At 53.7% G+C, this 16981-nt stretch carries 10 protein-coding genes; 9 read left to right on the top strand and 1 reads right to left on the bottom strand.

Annotation, left to right across the window (positions count from 1 at the left end; genetic code table 11):
* Position 1: 1 nt before the first annotated feature.
* Positions 2 to 2371, top strand: coding sequence for an ABC transporter permease (locus ACYVI1_RS20560; RefSeq protein WP_460912660.1), 2370 nt, complete (start codon positions 2 to 4; stop codon positions 2369 to 2371).
* A 101-nt stretch (positions 2372 to 2472) separates the two neighbouring features.
* Entirely contained in the window at positions 2473 to 3150 is a 678-nt protein-coding gene (locus ACYVI1_RS20555) for an ABC transporter ATP-binding protein (RefSeq protein WP_460912659.1), read from the top strand.
* 23 nt (positions 3151 to 3173) lie between these two features.
* On the opposite strand, the gene ACYVI1_RS20550 is transcribed toward ACYVI1_RS20555, so the two are convergent.
* The gene (locus ACYVI1_RS20550) at positions 3174 to 3617 is read right to left on the bottom strand and encodes a hypothetical protein (protein ID WP_460912658.1); all 444 of its coding nucleotides are present in this window, start codon (positions 3615 to 3617) and stop codon (positions 3174 to 3176) included.
* A 57-nt stretch (positions 3618 to 3674) separates the two neighbouring features.
* Here ACYVI1_RS20550 and ACYVI1_RS20545 point away from each other — a divergent pair, with 57 nt between their 5' ends.
* The 7 genes from ACYVI1_RS20545 to fdhA all read left to right on the top strand — a co-directional run bounded on the left by ACYVI1_RS20545 (position 3675) and on the right by fdhA (position 16684).
* Positions 3675 to 6071, top strand: coding sequence for an ABC transporter permease (locus ACYVI1_RS20545; RefSeq protein WP_460912657.1), 2397 nt, complete (start codon positions 3675 to 3677; stop codon positions 6069 to 6071).
* A 68-nt stretch (positions 6072 to 6139) separates the two neighbouring features.
* Positions 6140 to 7249: a DUF2911 domain-containing protein gene (locus ACYVI1_RS20540; RefSeq protein ID WP_460912656.1), complete on the top strand. Its 1110-nt coding sequence runs from the start codon at positions 6140 to 6142 to the stop codon at positions 7247 to 7249.
* A 117-nt stretch (positions 7250 to 7366) separates the two neighbouring features.
* Positions 7367 to 9808: an ABC transporter permease gene (locus ACYVI1_RS20535; protein ID WP_460912655.1), complete on the top strand. Its 2442-nt coding sequence runs from the start codon at positions 7367 to 7369 to the stop codon at positions 9806 to 9808.
* Between the two features lie 80 nt (positions 9809 to 9888).
* Entirely contained in the window at positions 9889 to 12321 is a 2433-nt protein-coding gene (locus tag ACYVI1_RS20530) for an ABC transporter permease (RefSeq protein ID WP_460912654.1), read from the top strand.
* Between the two features lie 76 nt (positions 12322 to 12397).
* A complete protein-coding gene (locus ACYVI1_RS20525) occupies positions 12398 to 14803 on the top strand; it encodes an ABC transporter permease (RefSeq protein ID WP_460912653.1) in 2406 nt (801 codons plus the stop codon).
* Positions 14804 to 14991: 188 nt separating this feature from the next.
* The gene (locus ACYVI1_RS20520) at positions 14992 to 15393 is read left to right on the top strand and encodes a GlcG/HbpS family heme-binding protein (protein ID WP_460912652.1); all 402 of its coding nucleotides are present in this window, start codon (positions 14992 to 14994) and stop codon (positions 15391 to 15393) included.
* Positions 15394 to 15493: 100 nt separating this feature from the next.
* Positions 15494 to 16684: a formaldehyde dehydrogenase, glutathione-independent gene (gene fdhA / locus ACYVI1_RS20515; protein WP_460912651.1), complete on the top strand. Its 1191-nt coding sequence runs from the start codon at positions 15494 to 15496 to the stop codon at positions 16682 to 16684.
* Positions 16685 to 16981: the final 297 nt, after the last annotated feature.

The following is a 16981-nucleotide window of genomic DNA, read 5'->3' as shown; positions in this document are numbered from 1 at the left end:
CATGATTGGCAACTACCTTAAAATCGCGCTGCGGAACCTGTTGAAGCAGAAGCTTTTTGCAGGCTTTAACATCCTGGGCATAGCCATAGGCATCGCCTGTAGTGTTGTCGTTTATCTGCTCATTCAGCACCAGTTTAGCCAGGATGCTTTCCATGCCAACGCGCCAACTACGTTCATTGTCAACCACATACGCACTACAAACGGACAGCCGGAGCGGTGGATTACCTCACCCGATGCCATTGGCCAGGCTCTGCAAACCGATGTGGCTGAGGTAAAGCAGTTTGTACGATTCCAGGACAACAGTGCCGTGGTGAAACAGGGTAGCAACGTGTTTCACGAATACGTCCGCTTTGCCGACCCCAACTTTTTCGAGCTATTCAGTTTCCCGCTGCAAGCTGGCAGTGCCAATCCGCTTAGTGACCCCAACGGTATTGTTCTCTCGGACGCAACAGCCCGCAAATATTTCGGCGGGAAGCCCGCTGTTGGTCAACCGCTCACCATTTTGTTTGACGGTAAAACGAGACACAGTTTTACCGTGAAGGCGGTAGCGGCTCCCTTCCCGAACACGGCCAGTTTTAGCTTCGACATCCTGGTGAATTATAGCGTTGGCAAAACGCTGGGCTGGCGCGACAACGACTGGACCCGGTCGGTGCAGGCTACGTTTATCCAGGTCGGGAAACCGGCCGATATAGCAAAAGTAACTGCAGCCCTTACTAAGTATGTAAAACGCCACAACGAGGTAAACAGCCAGTCGCCGGTGAAGGCGTTTTACGTGGATAATTTGCTCGACATTTCGCAAAATGGATACCAAACCCGGCATGCCTTTGCCGGTGGCACGTCGCCCGTCGGTATGATTGTGCTTGGCATTCTGGCCGCTCTGGTACTGTTTATGGCGTGCTTCAATTTCATGAATTACACCATAGCAACGTCGGTCAGGCGGTTTAAGGAGATTGGCGTCAGGAAAGTGCTTGGCAGTACCCGTAAACAACTTATTCGGCAATTCATCGGCGAAAATCTGCTCGTTGGTAGTATCGCGTTAGGGCTGGGGCTGCTGTTAGCCGGAACACTCTTCCTGCCTACGTTCCGCCTGCTTATCGACTTCCCACAACTCCGCTTTAGTCTGCTCGACAACTGGCAGTTGGTGCTGTTTCTGCTTGTTTTGATACTGGGCATCAGCCTGGTGTCCGGTCTCTATCCATCCCTGTACGTCAGTGGCTTTAACCCAGTAACCATTCTGAAAGGTCAACAACGCCTGAAAGGCACCAATGGTCTGGTACGGACGCTGCTGGTCGTGCAGTTTGGTATAGCCATGTTTACGGTGGCTGCCGCCATCCTGACGACGCAAAACGCGCAGTTTCTCCGGTACATGGATGTTGGCTATGAGCCGTCGAAACTGATGGTGCTGCGAACCGACGGGGGGCAGAGTTTTGAGCAATTGCGCGATGCGGCTACCCGCTTGCCGGGTGTTTTGCAAGTGGCCGGTTCGCAGGATCAGCTTGGTCAAACGGGAGATAATGTAACCACACTGGAATTCGATGCTACCAAATCGACGGCTGAAGTGTTACGCGTTACTTCCGATTATGTGCAAACAGTAGGTCTTCGACTGGCACAGGGGCGTAATTTTTTACCAAATTCAACAGCCGAAGCCGATAATTCGATCATTGTCAATCAAGCCTTAGTAAAAGCAATGGGCTGGACATCGGCGGTGGGCAAGCAGGTGCGGCTAAAAGACAAAATCTGCCATATCGTGGGCGTGGTCGACGATTTCAATTACCATTTCTTCTTCGTTAAAATCGCGCCCTGTGTTCTCCGGTTAAACCTGCCTGCCGACAACCGGGTGTTGACCCTAAAAGTAAATACGGACGATATGGCGCTGTTATCGGCTCAACTCAAGCCGGTCTGGCAACGCGCCATGCCCGATACGCCCTTCGAGATAGGCCAGCAAACCGATGTGTATGCCAGCAGCTACGATGCTACACGCCGGGTTAAGGACGTTTTCACCTACGTTGCCTTTCTAACACTGCTGATTTCAGCAATGGGCCTGTTCGCACTTGTCTCGCTCAATATTGCCAAAAAGACGAAGGAAATTGGCATCCGAAAAGTGCTGGGAGCATCGGCCTATAGCATCGCTAACCTGCTGAACCGGGAGTTTCTGATGCTGATCACCATAGCGGGGGCTATCTTTTTGCCACTGGCTTTTTTCGCCCTGAAAGGCCTGCTGGAAAGCGAGTACCCCTATCACATTCCCATTACAGCCTGGGCCTTCGTCGGTACACTGATGATGATGCTGTTGCTGGCGTTGCTTATAATCAGCTCCCAGGTTTATCGAATTGCTACGGCTAATCCCGTAAAAGCGTTGCAAACTGACTAATAAACAGGCACACAAAGATTCATAGCGTTTATCAATTTATCAATCAACCCTGAAAGGGTTTAATCAACAACCGGGGGTGTAGCCCTCGGACTCAGACAACGATGATACAAACGATTGACCTTCAGAAACTCTTCGCCACCGAAGAAGTTGAGACAACCGCCCTTAACGGCATTAACATGGACGTGAAAGATGGCGAATTCGTTGCCATCATGGGGCCGTCCGGCTGTGGAAAATCCACGCTGCTCAACATCCTCGGGCTGCTCGATAATCCCAGCGACGGCCAGTACAACTTCTATGGCACCGAAGTGGCCAGAATGACCGAACGCCAGCGGGCGCAACTGCGGAAAGGCTCCATCGGGTTCGTGTTTCAGAGTTTTAACCTGATCGATGAACTGACAGTTTATGAAAACGTTGAATTGCCCCTGCTTTACCTGAAAACACCCGCCGATGAGCGTAAGAAACGGGTGGAAGAATCCCTGGAGCGGATGGCGATCATGCACCGGCGCAATCACTTCCCGCAGCAACTGTCGGGCGGTCAGCAGCAACGGACAGCCATTGCACGGGCGGTGGTAGCAAAACCCAAGCTAATTCTGGCCGATGAACCGACCGGTAACCTCGACTCGAAAAACGGCGAGGAAGTGATGAAGCTACTGGGTGAACTGAACGACGAAGGCACGACCATCATCATGGTGACGCACTCGCCCTACGATGCCGGTTTCGCTCATCGCATCGTGAACCTGTTCGATGGCAAAGTGGTAACGGAGAATTTTCACGTTTAGACAAACGGGCCGCCCGGAGCGGTTTAAACGACAAACTGCCCGAGGTCGAGATTTAATACATCGGAGAAGGATGATTCAGTGGCTTGTCCGCCATCGCCTTTCCGGTAGCGTAGCCATTGGTTGGTTTTGTAGTTGTAAACAAAATCTTCGCGAATGCCATACAACTCTTCGTCAATGAGATTGACTACCTTTTTTAAGTCTGATTTATAGCCTTTTATGTGTGCTACTTCAATAATAACCTGCGCCTGTTCGGTGGTGTAATCATAAAGAATAATGTCGGGTACCGGGCTGTTATATTCGCCCACCATCATCTCGGGGAGTGGTTCGTAAGCGATGGTGCCCGCTTCATAGAAAGGGTACAATTTCGCTGTTAACCGGGCAATAATATGTTGGTGCATGATGGGTGCATTGGTGCCATCATCATGCACCATAAACTTTAGCGGTTGAAGGTCGGGGTAGTTCGTCATCTGAGTCTGTACTCGTCGTTTTGTTGTACCAAAACTACAAAAATCAAACCACTTCTCATGTTCCGCAACTACCTCAAAATCGCCCTCCGAACCCTGTGGCGCAACGGGCTGCTTACCAGCATCAATGTGCTGGGGCTATCTGTTGGGCTGGCCTGTGTGGTAGTGCTTGTGTTATTTGCTCAGAAATGCCTGACCTGGGATACGTCCCACGCCAACCTCGACCGGATTTATCACGTCAGAACCCAAACTGGGGGCGAACCGTATAACCAGACGGTTTATCCGCTACTCGACCAGATGCTGAGGGATTATCCCGAAATTGAAGCCGGTACGCACACCCAAAGCTGGAACTACCCCTGGATTGAATACGGCGGCAAGAGTATTCAGGAGCCAACCAGCTTTGTCGATTCGACGTATTTTCGGGTGTTTACATTTCCGTTCAAATACGGCAATCCAGCGACAGCCTTAATCAATAAACGGTCGGTGGTGCTCAGCGAACCGGTAGCACAGAATCTGTTTGGCGAAACCAATCCTGTGGGTAAGTACGTGACGGTGAGCGACACGCTGCAATATGCCGTTACAGGTGTGCTGGAGAAGCTGCCGGCTAATTCATCGCAGCAGTTCGAGGTGCTGATGCCAGCCGCCAACCTGCTCGACAATCCGGAATTTCGGGACAACGCCGACTGGTCGAACACCTTCGCGTCAACGTTCATTCTGCTCAGAAAAGGACGGTCCGGCGCACCGGCTGACCCTGCCCGCTTGGAGGCCAAACTGCCCCGGTTGGTGAAAGCGCATTACAAGGCTCATGCTAAAAACTCAATCCTGCGGCTGGCTCCCTTTAAAAACTTCATTTATACCGAAAATCCGTCGTTTTCGGGCCTGATTTACGGTTCCATCACCATCGCCCTGTTCCTGCTGTTTATCATCAGCGTTAATCTTATCAACTTAAACACAGCCTCTGCTCTGCCCCGTGCTAAAGAAGTGGCCATGCGGCAGGTGGTGGGTGCCACGCGCCGGTTAGTACTGGGACAGTTCTGGACGGAATCGGGGGTAGTGGTGGTCATCTCGCTGGCCTTGTCGGTGTTGTTCGCTTTGTTGTATTTAATTCCAAATGTCAACCAACTGCGAAGCGGGAGCATGCAGTTGAGTCTTGACCTGGCTACGGATTACCCCACTATTCTGACCGTGCTGGGTATTGCGCTAACGGTGGCGCTGGTTGCCGGAACGTATCCTGCTCTGTATTTGCTGGGGCTGAAAACGACCGAGGCCGTGAAAGGCAAACTTTCGGCCAGCCCGAAGCAGGGGCGGTTCCGGCAGAACGGCCTGATTGTGCTGCAGTTTGCACTGGCCATTGTGTTAATTCTGGGCACCATTGGTATGCGTGAGCAACTTCAGTACATGAAAGAGGCTCCTCTGGGCTATGACAAAGCCAATGTGCTGGTGTTCAAAACCGACCTCGCCTACCGGGATGAAAAACGGGCTTTGTCGCGCGGAAGAGCCATTTTTGACCGGCTTCGGCAGAATCCCAGTGTCGTCTCGTTCACCAGTACGTATTATACCCCGGTTGCCTACCAGAACAACTTCAACCAGTACTATCCCGACGGTAACCAAAACCAGCAGGTACACCTGCGGCACATGGGCGGAGCGGTCAACTACACCGAAACGCTGAAAATTCCAATGCTGGAAGGACGCAACTTCTCCGACGCCACCCTCGGCGATTCGGTCAGCAACGCCGTACTTATCAACGAGTCGGCGATGCGGGCGTTTGGCTGGAAAACGGCTGTGGGCCGAAAACTTCGTCAACTGAACAGCTCGTCGGTGTATACTGTCATTGGGGTGACAAAAGATTACCATTACCGCGACCTGACCGACCGGGTAGAGCCGATGTTACAGGCATATAATGGCCGCGAAAGTCTGAGTCGATATCTGATGGTCAGGATCACGGATCCCGCCAAAGCTCCGGTTCTGATTGCCGGGCTGGAGCGGGAATTTAACCAAATACCCGCCCGTCGGGCACTCACGTATACCTACCTGTCCGACGACATAGCGCGGGCGTACCGGTCGCTCGATAACATCTGGCGGATGATTAGCTTCGTCACCCTTGTTGCCCTTCTGACGGCTTGTGCGGGTATTTTTGGGTTGATTACCCTCGTGGCCAAACAGCGCACGAAAGAAATTGGGGTTCGCAAAGTACTGGGGGCCTCGGTGGCCAGCATCACATCCCTGCTCTCGGCCGACTTCCTGAAATTGGTTGGCCTGGCCATCGGTATTGCCGTGCCCGTGGGGTGGTTACTTGGCCAGCGACTGCTGAACTACTTTGCCTATCACATCCAGATACAGTGGTGGTACTTCGCCATAGCGGGGCTACTGGCGGTGGGTATTGCGTTGGGGGCGGTCGTTTTTCAGGCGATCCGGGCCGCGCTGATGAACCCGGTGAAGAGTTTGCGTTCTGAATAGCATGGAGCGGGGAGCGCGGGGCAGGGAGAAACCGTGCGCCCGGCTCCGCGTCCAAAACCCTATGCCCTATGCGTATTTCTATTCTTGCTCTTATGCTGTTTATCAGCACGCTTGTCTGTGAGGCCCAACTGACGACCGCCCCCATTGGTGGTAACAAAAAAGCGTCGGTCTCCGAACAGATTGGCCTGACGACTGTCACGATTCACTACGACCGACCCGGCGTGAAAGGGCGCGAAGGGAAAATCTGGGGAACGCCCATCGCGCATTATGGCTTTCAGGACCTGGGTTTCGGGCCGGGGCAACCGGCTCCCTGGCGAGCCGGGGCCAATGAAACCACCACGATTACCTTTTCCGATAATGTACGCGTCGAGGGGCGGCCGTTAGCCGCCGGAACCTATGGCCTGTTCATGAACCTTGGCGAACAGGAAACGACCGTTATCTTCTCGAAAATAGTGGTTTCCTGGGGTAGCTTCTACTACGACCCGGCGATGGATGTGCTTCGCGTGACGGTAAAAAATCAAACGCTCGACAGAGTTGAAGAGTTGCTGACATATTCCTTTATTAATCAGACGGATAGTTCAGCGGCAGTAGCCCTAACGTGGGAGAAACGCCGGATTCCGTTCGTCATTAGCGTGGATGTAGTTGGTCAGCAGATGGCGTCGTTCCGGCGCGAATTACTGGCCAAACCGGGCTTCACATGGCAGTCATTAGTGCAGGCAGCCACCTACTGTTTAGAAACCAGCCATGACGTAAACCAAGGCCTGATTTGGGCCGATCAGGCCATCAATGCCCGGTATGTTGGGCAGAAAAATTTTCAAACCCTCAGCACGAAAGCCGCCATCCTGACCGCCCTTAAAAAGCCTGACGAAGCCACTGCGTTAATGGCCGAAGCCATGCCCATGGGTAACCTCAACGAGTTGCATCAGTATGGCCGCAGTTTGCTCGCCCAAAAACGGAATCAGGAGGCTTTCGCCGTTTTTAAAGTCAACTACAACAAAAACCCGAATCAGTTTACCACAAATATGGGTATGAGCCGGGCCCTGGTGGCTATTGGGAAACCAAAAGACGCGCTTCCCTATTTGCAGGCCGCCTTGCCGCAAGCCCCCAACCCGCTCAATAAAGCAAATGTGGAAGCGATGCTAAAAGCTATTTCGGACGGAAAGCCCGTAATCAATTGATTCATACGAAGATGCAACCTCCTGCGTCTCCGGTGCATCCTTAACAAAACCGTTCGGTTTAGCAACCACCCGAAAAATGAGACATAACGCACAGCGTCTCGAAAAATCTCAAAACGTATGCTGACCAACTACCTCAAAATCGCCTGGCGCACACTTCGCAAACAACGCGGGCTTACGTTCATCAACATCGTCGGGCTGGCCGTTGGGCTGGCCTGCTGTATGCTCATCCTGCTGTATGTGCTGGACGAACTGAGCTACGACCGCTACAACGAGAAAGCTGATCGAATCTATCGCGTGCAGGCTGACATTAAGTTCGGTGGCAACGACATGCACTTCGCCGTTTCGCCCGACCCCATTGGCCCAACGCTCAAAAAAGACTATCCGCAGGTCGAGCAGTTTGTTCGACTCCACCAGCGGGGTACGTGGCTCGTCAGGAAAACCGGAGACCCCACCAACCTCCGCGAAGACAACATCACCTTTGCCGACTCGACCCTATTCGATGTATTTACGCTGCCCTTAGTGGCGGGCGACCCCAAACGAGCGCTGGCCGAGCCGAACACAGTCGTTATCAGCGAGTCGGCGGCTAAACGGCACTTTGGCAGTCAGAACCCAATGGGGAAGACGATGGTGTTCGATAATAATAAAACCTACACCGTGTCGGGGGTGATGCGCGACATGCCCAAAAACGCGCATTTCCACAGCAATTTTTTCCTGACCATGCTCAACGACGATTACCAGTGGGGGCAGTGGCTCAGCAACAACCACCATACATACATTGTGCTGAAACCAGACCGGTCCGGCGCTCCGGGTGATCCCGCCGTTTTTGCCAAAAACTTCGATGACGTGATTGCGAAATACGTGGGACCACAGGCAATGCAGATGATTGGCATCACGATGGACCAGTTTCGGAAGGCAGGCAACCGGATGGAATACTGGCTGATTCCCCTCACCGACATTCATCTGCACTCTAAACAGCAGGTCGAGATGGCACCCAACGGCGACATTCAGTACGTGTATATTTTCTCGGCGGTAGCCTTGTTTATTCTCTTGATTGCCTGCATTAACTTCATGAATTTAGCCACCGCCCGCTCGGCCAATCGGGCGCGGGAAGTGGGCGTGCGGAAAGTACTTGGGTCGGAGCGGGGGCAGCTCATCGGGCAGTTCATGACCGAGTCGATACTGACAGCGGTGCTGGCCATGCTGCTGGCGCTGGTGATCGTGGCGATAGCGTTGCCCGGTTTTAATGTCATTGCCGCCAAAGAGTTGAGCATACGCCAATTAGTGTCGCCGTATAGGCTGCCCTTACTGGTAGGGTTGCCGCTTGTGGTTGGTTTACTGGCGGGGAGTTATCCGGCCTTGTTCCTCTCGTCCTTCCGGCCCATCACCGTGCTGAAAGGCACGATCAATGTCAGTTTCCGAAGTGCTGGTCTGCGGAGCGGCTTGGTCGTGTTTCAGTTTATGATGTCGGTGGTGCTGATTGTCGGCACCATTGTCGTCTATCGACAAATTACCTACATCCAAACCAAAAGCCTGGGCTTCAATCGTGAGCAGGTAGTAACCGTCAATGATGTGTATGCTCTTGATAAACAGGCCGAAACCTTTAAGCAGGAGGTGCTTCGATTGCCGGGCGTGGTGAGCGGAAGCGTGTCGGGCTATCTGCCCACGCCCTCCAACCGAAGTGACAGTCCGTTCTTCCCGGAGGGCGATATTGACCAGAAAAAAGCCGTGAATATGCAGGCCTGGGGTGTCGACCATGACTACGTAAATACGCTCGGAATGCAGATCGTCGAGGGCCGGAATTTCTCCCGTGAATTCGGTTCCGATTCGTCGGGCATTATTCTCAATGAAACAGCCGCCAAACTGTTTGGGGGCGCAACCATCGTTGGCAAGCGAATCGCTCAGTTCACCGATTCGCAAACCAAAACCATGAAAGCGTACACGGTGGTGGGTGTTGTCAAAAACTTTCATTTCGAGTCGCTCCGGCGAAACATCGGCGCATTGTCCTTCGTGCTGAGTGCCAATTCAGGCGCTGCGTCGTTTCGGCTGAGCAGTACAGACATGCCCGCACTGATAAAGCAAATCGAAGCAACATGGAAGCAACTGGCTCCGGGCCAACCCTTTAGCTACCAGTTCATGGACGAGAGTTTTGATAACATGTACCGGGCAGAGCAGCGTATCGGCACCATTGCGCTCACGTTCGCGCTGCTGGCGGTACTGATTGCCTGCCTCGGCTTGTTCGGGCTGGCTACGTTCATGGCTGAGCAGCGCACCAAAGAAATTGGGGTTCGCAAAGTGCTGGGGGCCTCGGTGAGCAGCCTGGTGGCCCTGCTCTCCAAAGACTTTTTGAAATTAGTGCTGATTGCCATTGTCCTGGCCTCGCCCCTGTCCTGGTGGGCCATGAGTAAGTGGTTGCAGGACTTCGCCTACAAAATCGACATCGAGTGGTGGATGTTTGCCGGGGCGGGTGGGCTGGCCATCGGCATTGCCTTACTGACGGTGAGTTTTCAGAGTGTGAAAGCGGCCCTGATGAATCCAGTCAAGTCCTTACGAAGTGAATAGCGCAGAGCCGGGAGCCTGGCGCACCGTTTACTCCTGCTCCGCGCTCCCTGCCCCGCGTGCTACCTTCAACCCCGACAATCATGCTCACGAACTATCTTAAAATTGCCTGGCGGACTATCATTCGCAACAAAGCGTTCGCAGCCATAAATATTCTGGGTTTGGCCATTGGCATTGCCGCCTGTGTGCTCATCCTGCAATATGTTGCCTTTGAGTTGAGTTACGACAACTTCCACACAAAAAGCGACCGCATCTACCGCGTTAAGCAGGACCGATACGATAAAGGCAAACTCAGCACCCAATGGGCGGGGGGCGCACAGGCGGCAGGCAATTCGTTTAAAGCTGCGTTTGGCGAAGTAGAGGACTACGTAAAAGTGCTCAAACGCCGGGCGCTCATTGCCGATTACGGCGAAAAAAGTGTGAAGGTTGAGCGGGTATTTACGGCCAGTGAATCGTTCTTCACCGTTTTTTCCTATCCATTGGTGGCGGGCGATCCGAAGACGGTACTGGCCGAACCGAATACGGTTGTCCTATCCGAATCGGTGGCCCATCGGCTGTTTGGGAGCCAAAACCCAATGGGTAAAACCATCCGGATCAATCAGGACAAGGCGGTTAAAGTAACGGGCGTTTACCAGGATATGCCCGCCAACACGCACCTACATGCCGATCTGCTGATTCCGCATGTGACATTCATCAAGGAGATGGGGGCCGACAATAACCCCGATAATGCCTGGATGTGGGATGGCGCGCTGTCCTACCTGTTGCTCCGTTCCGATCGCAACGGCGAACCGGCCAATCCGAAAGCCCTCGAAGCCAAGTTTTTGCCTTATATCCAGAAAACAATCGGCGCTGAACTGAAAAAATTCGATGCCGATGCCGTCTATACGCTTCAACCCCTGAAGGACATTCACCTGTATTCGCATTTCATGGAGGAAGCCGAGCCTAACGGCGATGGCAGTACGGTCTATCTTCTGCTGGGTATTGCTTTTTTTATTGTCGTGATTGCCTGGGTCAACTACATCAACCTTGCCACCGCACGGGCCATTAACCGGGCTAAGGAAGTAGGCGTGCGAAAAGCCGTCGGCTCGATGCGGGGGCAGCTCATCGGGCAGTTCATGACCGAATCCGTACTGCTCAACGGGCTGGCCGTAGTCCTGGCTCTGCTCTTAGTTGTTAGTACGTTGCCAACCTTCAATCAGTTGTCGGGTCAGCAAGTAACGTTCTCGTTACTGAACAGTCGTTTGTTCTGGTTGCCGCTGGCGGGGCTATTCATTGTTGGCGCTTTCTTTTCGGGACTGTATCCCGCCTTCGTTCTGTCGGGGTTTAAACCGGTGGCCGTCCTGAAAGGCAAAGTAAGCACGTCGCGGCAGGGTATTACCCTGCGTAAGTCGCTGGTGGTGTTCCAGTTTGCCGCTTCGCTGTTTCTGCTGGTTGGTACGCTGGCGGTGTTCCATCAGATTCAGTTCATGCGGGCGCAGAGCCTGGGTATCAACATCGAGCAGACGCTGGTCATCAATCCGCCGATCATCAAAACCGACTCAACATTTATGCGTCAGATGGCGGCTTTCAAGGATGAGCTGCTGCGCCAGCCGGGCATTCGTTCGATTGCCGCATCTACGGTTGTGCCGGGTCAGGCATCTGACTGGAACGCGGGCGGCATTCGGCTGAAGGGCACCGATGAAAGTAAAAGCAAACAATACCGCATTATTGGGGTCGACTACGATTTTCTGAAAACATTTGACCTGAAATTACTGGCCGGGCGCAATTTCGCGAAGGAGTTTGGCACCGACCCCAAGGCTGTTGTATTCAATAAGATGGCCATTAAGCAGTTAGGCTTCGATCGGCCGGAACAGGCCATTGGTAAGCAGATTGAGTTCTGGGGTGAAACCTATTCAATCGTGGGTGTTACCGACAACTACCACCAGCAGTCGCTGCGGGATGCCTACGAGCCGCTTATCCTTCGTCTGATTCCCGATGTTCGGGGCTATTTCTCGATTAAGCTGGCCTCTGCCCAACTCGATGGGGCCATCGAAACGGTGCGGAGCGAGTGGAATCATTTCTTCCCCGGTAATCCATTTGAGTATTCGTTTCTGGATGAACGATTCAACGACCAGTACCGCGCCGACCAGCGGTTTGGTCAGGTGTTCGGTTTATTTACGGGGCTGGCCATTCTGGTTGCCTGTTTAGGGCTTTTTGGCCTGGCGTCGTTTACAACGGCCCAACGGACGAAAGAAATTGGGATTCGGAAAGCGTTGGGCGCGTCGGTCGGCGAGATTGTGCAGATGCTATACCGCGAATTTGCAATGTTGATTCTAATCGCCTTTGTCATAGCGACACCAGTAGCCTGGTATGCCGTTCATCAATGGCTTCAGGGCTATGCCTTCCGGGCCGACATTCACTGGTGGCTGTTCATGGCGCCGTTTGCGCTGGTCCTGTTGATTGCCTTACTGACGGTGAGTTTTCAGAGTGTGAAAGCCGCCCTGATGAATCCGGTGAAAAGTTTACGGAGCGAATAGCCCGGAGCCGGGCGCGCGGAGCACGGTTTAGTAGCCCTGCTCCGTGCCCCGCGCGTTACCCCCAAACCTTAAAATCATGCTACAAAACTATCTCAAAATCGCCTGGCGGGGAATGATTAAAAACCGCCTGTTCACGTTCCTCAATCTGCTCGGGCTGGCAACGGGTTTAGCTGTGGCTTTGCTGCTGATGGTTTATGTCAACGACGAACTCCAGTTCGATCAATACCACAGCAAAGCTGACCGGATTTATCGCGTCGGCCTGACCGCAACGTTTGACGGGAAGAGCATGAAGTGGGCCAACTCACCCAACGCAGTCGGCCCGGCTCTGAAAGCCGATATTCCTGGCGTAGAACAGGCCATGCGTCTCCTTCGCCATAATTACGGTCAAACCGCTTTTATTAAGTCCGGCGATGCGAAATTTGCCGAGAAGCGGTTCTATTGGGCCGATAAAAACCTGTTCGACCTATTCGATATTCGGCTGCTTCGGGGAAATCCGGCGTCAGCTCTGGCAGCGCCTGGTAAAGTAGTGTTGAGTCAGGAGACAGCGACCCGCTATTTTGGGCCTGAAAATCCCATCGGGAAGGTGCTTCTGGTAGACAACAGCGATACGCTGGAGGTAACGGGAGTTTATGAAACTTTTCCGGGCACGTCGACACTGGACGCTGACCTGATCGGGTCGTTCAGCAGCGTTCGGTGGGCCCGGAAACCAACCTGGGACAACGCCAGTTTTGAAACCTATCTGCTGCTGGCTCCGCAGGCCCAAACCGGTCGTATTGAAAACCAGATGGCGCGCGTAGTCGACAAGAATATACCAAAAGCCGGGCAATGGTTTTCACTCTGGCTACAACCCCTCACCGACATTCACCTGCATTCAGCGGGGATGACTAACTCGAATACCACCCGCATTGGCGATTTTCAGCAGGTGCAGATTCTGTTCGTGCTGGCAATTGTCGTGCTTTTGATCGCGGGCATTAACTACATGAACCTCGCCACGGCCCGCGCGCAGATGCGCTTCCGGGAGGTGGGCGTCATCAAAACGGTTGGTGCCACCATGCGCCAGCTGGTTAATCGGTTTTATATCGAGACCGGTTTGATGGTAGGCATTGCCCTGTTGCTTTCGATAGGACTGGTGGCGCTGGGTTTACCGTTTATCAATCAGTTGACAGAAAAACAATTGGTTTTTGCCGCCATCCTCACGCCCCAGGTGGCTGCCGGTTTCCTGACCATCGGCCTGCTGATCACACTCATTGCCGGTTCGTACCCCGCGTTTTACCTCTCGTCTTTTTCCCCAAAAAATCTGCTGAATACGGCCTTCCGAACCGATTCGGGAGCGGGTTTGTTCCGACGCTCGCTGGTTGTGATTCAGTTTACCGCGTCGGTCGTGCTGATCGTCAGCACGTTTATTTTTTACCAGCAGCTACAGTTCATTCAGAGCCGGAAACTGGGCTACGAACCAACGCAGGTCGTGGCCGTTACAACCTCTGGCGCCCGCAAGTCAACCCAAATCGACGGGTTGATGAACGACTACCGGGCGTTGAGCAGCGTGGAGCAGGTTAGCCAGGTTCAGGCGTTTCCCGGCAGTGGAGGGAGTGGACGAACCCTCTCGAAACCCGATAGCCGGAACGCTGCCAATCCGACGGCGGGAATGGTGATCTCTACCAACCGTGTTGATAAGCAGGTTATCCAGACACTGGGATTGACCTTGCTGGCCGGTACGTCCCTGCCAGCGGTGAAAGACCCAAAAGATACCACGGTGCAGGTTGTGCTGAACAAAACAGCCGTTGATTACTTAGGCTATACGCCCGAAAAAGCGATCGGTAAAAAGGCGCATAACCTCTTCGGCTGGGACCGGGCGGTGATTGTCGGCGTGGTAAAGGATTTTCATTTTCAGTCGCTGCATACGCCAATTGGAGCCTATGGTTTTCACAACAACAATTCGGAATGGCAACCGTATCTGCTGGTGAAAATCCGGACGGCCAACCTGCCCGAAACCATGCGGCAGTTGGAAGCCACCTTTCGAAAAGACCTGCCTGATTCGGCGTTTGAATACACCTTCCTCGACGAACACCTTAACACACTCTATCGCTCCGAGCAACGAACGGCTCAGGTGGTGCTGGTCTTCGCGGCTCTGGCTATACTGATTGCCTGTCTGGGTCTGTTCGGGCTGGCCACCTTCACGGCCGAGCAGCGCACCAAAGAAATTGGGGTTCGCAAAGTGCTGGGGGCCTCGGTGAGCAGCCTGGTGGCCCTGCTCTCCAAAGACTTTTTGAAATTAGTGCTGATTGCCATTGTGCTGGCCTCGCCCCTGGCCTGGTGGGCCATGAGTAAGTGGTTGCAGGACTTCGCCTACAAAATCGACATCGAGTGGTGGATGTTTGCCGGGGCGGGTGGGCTGGCCATCGGCATTGCCCTGCTGACGGTGAGTTTTCAGAGTGTGAAAGCGGCCCTGATGAACCCGGTGAAAAGTTTACGGAGTGAATAGCCCGGAGCGTGGCGCAGGGTTTAGTAGCCCTGCGCCACGCTCCGGGCTTTAGGCCCCATGCCCTATGCTCTGCTGTCGGTATGAGGTTGGTGTTATCCCTTTCAGTATCTTCACGCAAACGCATAGCTTTGCGGCAGATGTTCCTGCATGAATTCACTCAATCCATCTTAAACTAAACCGTCTGTATCATGGGTATAACCTTAGAACAAGCCGAAACTGCCGTTCAGGCAGCCAAAGCAAAAGCCAAAGAAATTGGTACATTGATGAACATTGCCGTCGTCGATGCAGGCGCAAACCTCACCGCCTTTGTTCGGATGGACGGCGCCTGGCTCGGCTCGCTCGATATTTCGCAGAAGAAAGCCCGAACCGCCCGCTATTTCGATATGCCAACCGGCGAAATTGGCAAACTGTCGCAACCCGGTGGGCCACTCTACAACATCGAACATTCCAATGGCGGGTTAATTACGTTTCCGGGCGGCATTCCAATTAAGAATCGTGAGGGAGAAATTATCGGTGCTATCGGCGTGTCGGGTAGCAGCGTTGACAATGACCACACGGTGGCGCAGGCGGGCGTCGATGCCCTCCGCTAACGGTCGGTGTCCGTAGTCCACGGGGCATTAAGCCTAAATGCATCGAAAGTAAATTAAGCAGCTTCCTGCCTTCTGCTGATAACCTCTAAACCTCTTCGATATGTGCCAAAATCATGGTGTCGCTTACATAGAACCCGGTGTGGTCGAAGTCCAGACTATCGACTACCCGAAGCTGGCAATTGGTGATCGCCAGTGTCATCACGGCGTCATTCTGCAAATCGTTTCAACCAACATCTGCGGCAGCGATCAGCACATGGTTCGGGGGCGGACAACCGCTCCGGCAGGTTTGGTGCTGGGTCACGAAATAACGGGCCTGGTCATTGAAGCCGGGCGCGATGTTGAGTTTATTAAAGAAGGCGATCTGGTGTCGGTTCCTTTCAATATTGCCTGCGGACGCTGCCGGAACTGCAAAGCCGGTCAAACGGGTATCTGCCTGAATGTTAATCCGGCGAGGCCGGGCGCGGCCTATGGCTACGTCGATATGGGCGGCTGGGTTGGCGGGCAGGCCGAATACGTGATGGTGCCTTATGCCGATTTCAATTTGCTCAGGTTCCCCGATAAAGACCAGGCAATGGCCAAAATCCGCGACCTGACACTGCTCTCGGATATTTTCCCGACGGGCTATCACGGGGCCGTTTCAGCAGGTGTGGGGCCGGGTTCAATTGTGTATGTAGCGGGTGCCGGGCCGGTGGGGCTGGCCTGTGCCGCTTCGTGTCATTTGCTCGGAGCCGCCGTCGTTATCGTGGGCGATATGATTCCAGAGCGGCTGGAGCAAGCCAAAAGCTTTGGCTGTGAGGTTGTTGACTTACGCAAAGAAATGCCTTTAGCCGATCAAATCGCCGAAATCATTGGCACCCCCGAAGTCGACTCGGCCGTCGACTGCGTTGGCTTTGAAGCCCGTGGCCACGGTGCCGATGCGGGTACCGAACAGCCGGCTACCGTGCTGAATGCGGCCATGACCGTAACCCGTGCGGGCGGAGCCATTGGCATTCCGGGCCTGTACGTAACGGGCGATCCGGGCGCTTCGACGGAGGCCGCCAAAGTAGGAAACCTAAACATCCGTATTGGCTTAGGCTGGGCAAAATCGCACGCCTTTTATACCGGTCAATGCCCGGTCATGAAATACCATCGGCAACTGATGAATGCTATTCTGTACGACAAAATTCAGATTGCCAAAGCCGTCAATGTCGAAGTGATCAGCCTGGCCAAAGCCCCCAAAGGCTACCAGGATTTCGATAAGGGGGCGGCCAAGAAATTCGTGATCGACCCGCACGGGATGATTCCCAATTGATAGTAAACACTGGTGGCGTGGAGCAGGGAGCGCGGAGCAGGGGAAACTGTGCGCCCTTGTCGTGGAGTCGGGTTCTCAAACCCGACCTTTCGCGTCAGCAATTGCGTCGGGTTTGAGAACCCGGCTCCACGACAAGACAGACCCAATAAGGCTGTCCGCAAATGTACGTCATGCGTCCGTTTGCGGACATTTTTTTATATTTATTGAAGCTAACGTGCTGATTAATAAGAATATAATCTTCTGGTACGGCATTTGGACAGGGTAGCAGGGAGCCGGGAGTGTAGCGCAGGGCGTACT

The sequence above is a fragment of the Spirosoma areae genome, assembly GCF_054781775.1.
The sequence above is the reverse complement of the archived record's forward strand: the minus strand, read 5'-3'. Positions and strand labels throughout refer to the sequence as shown.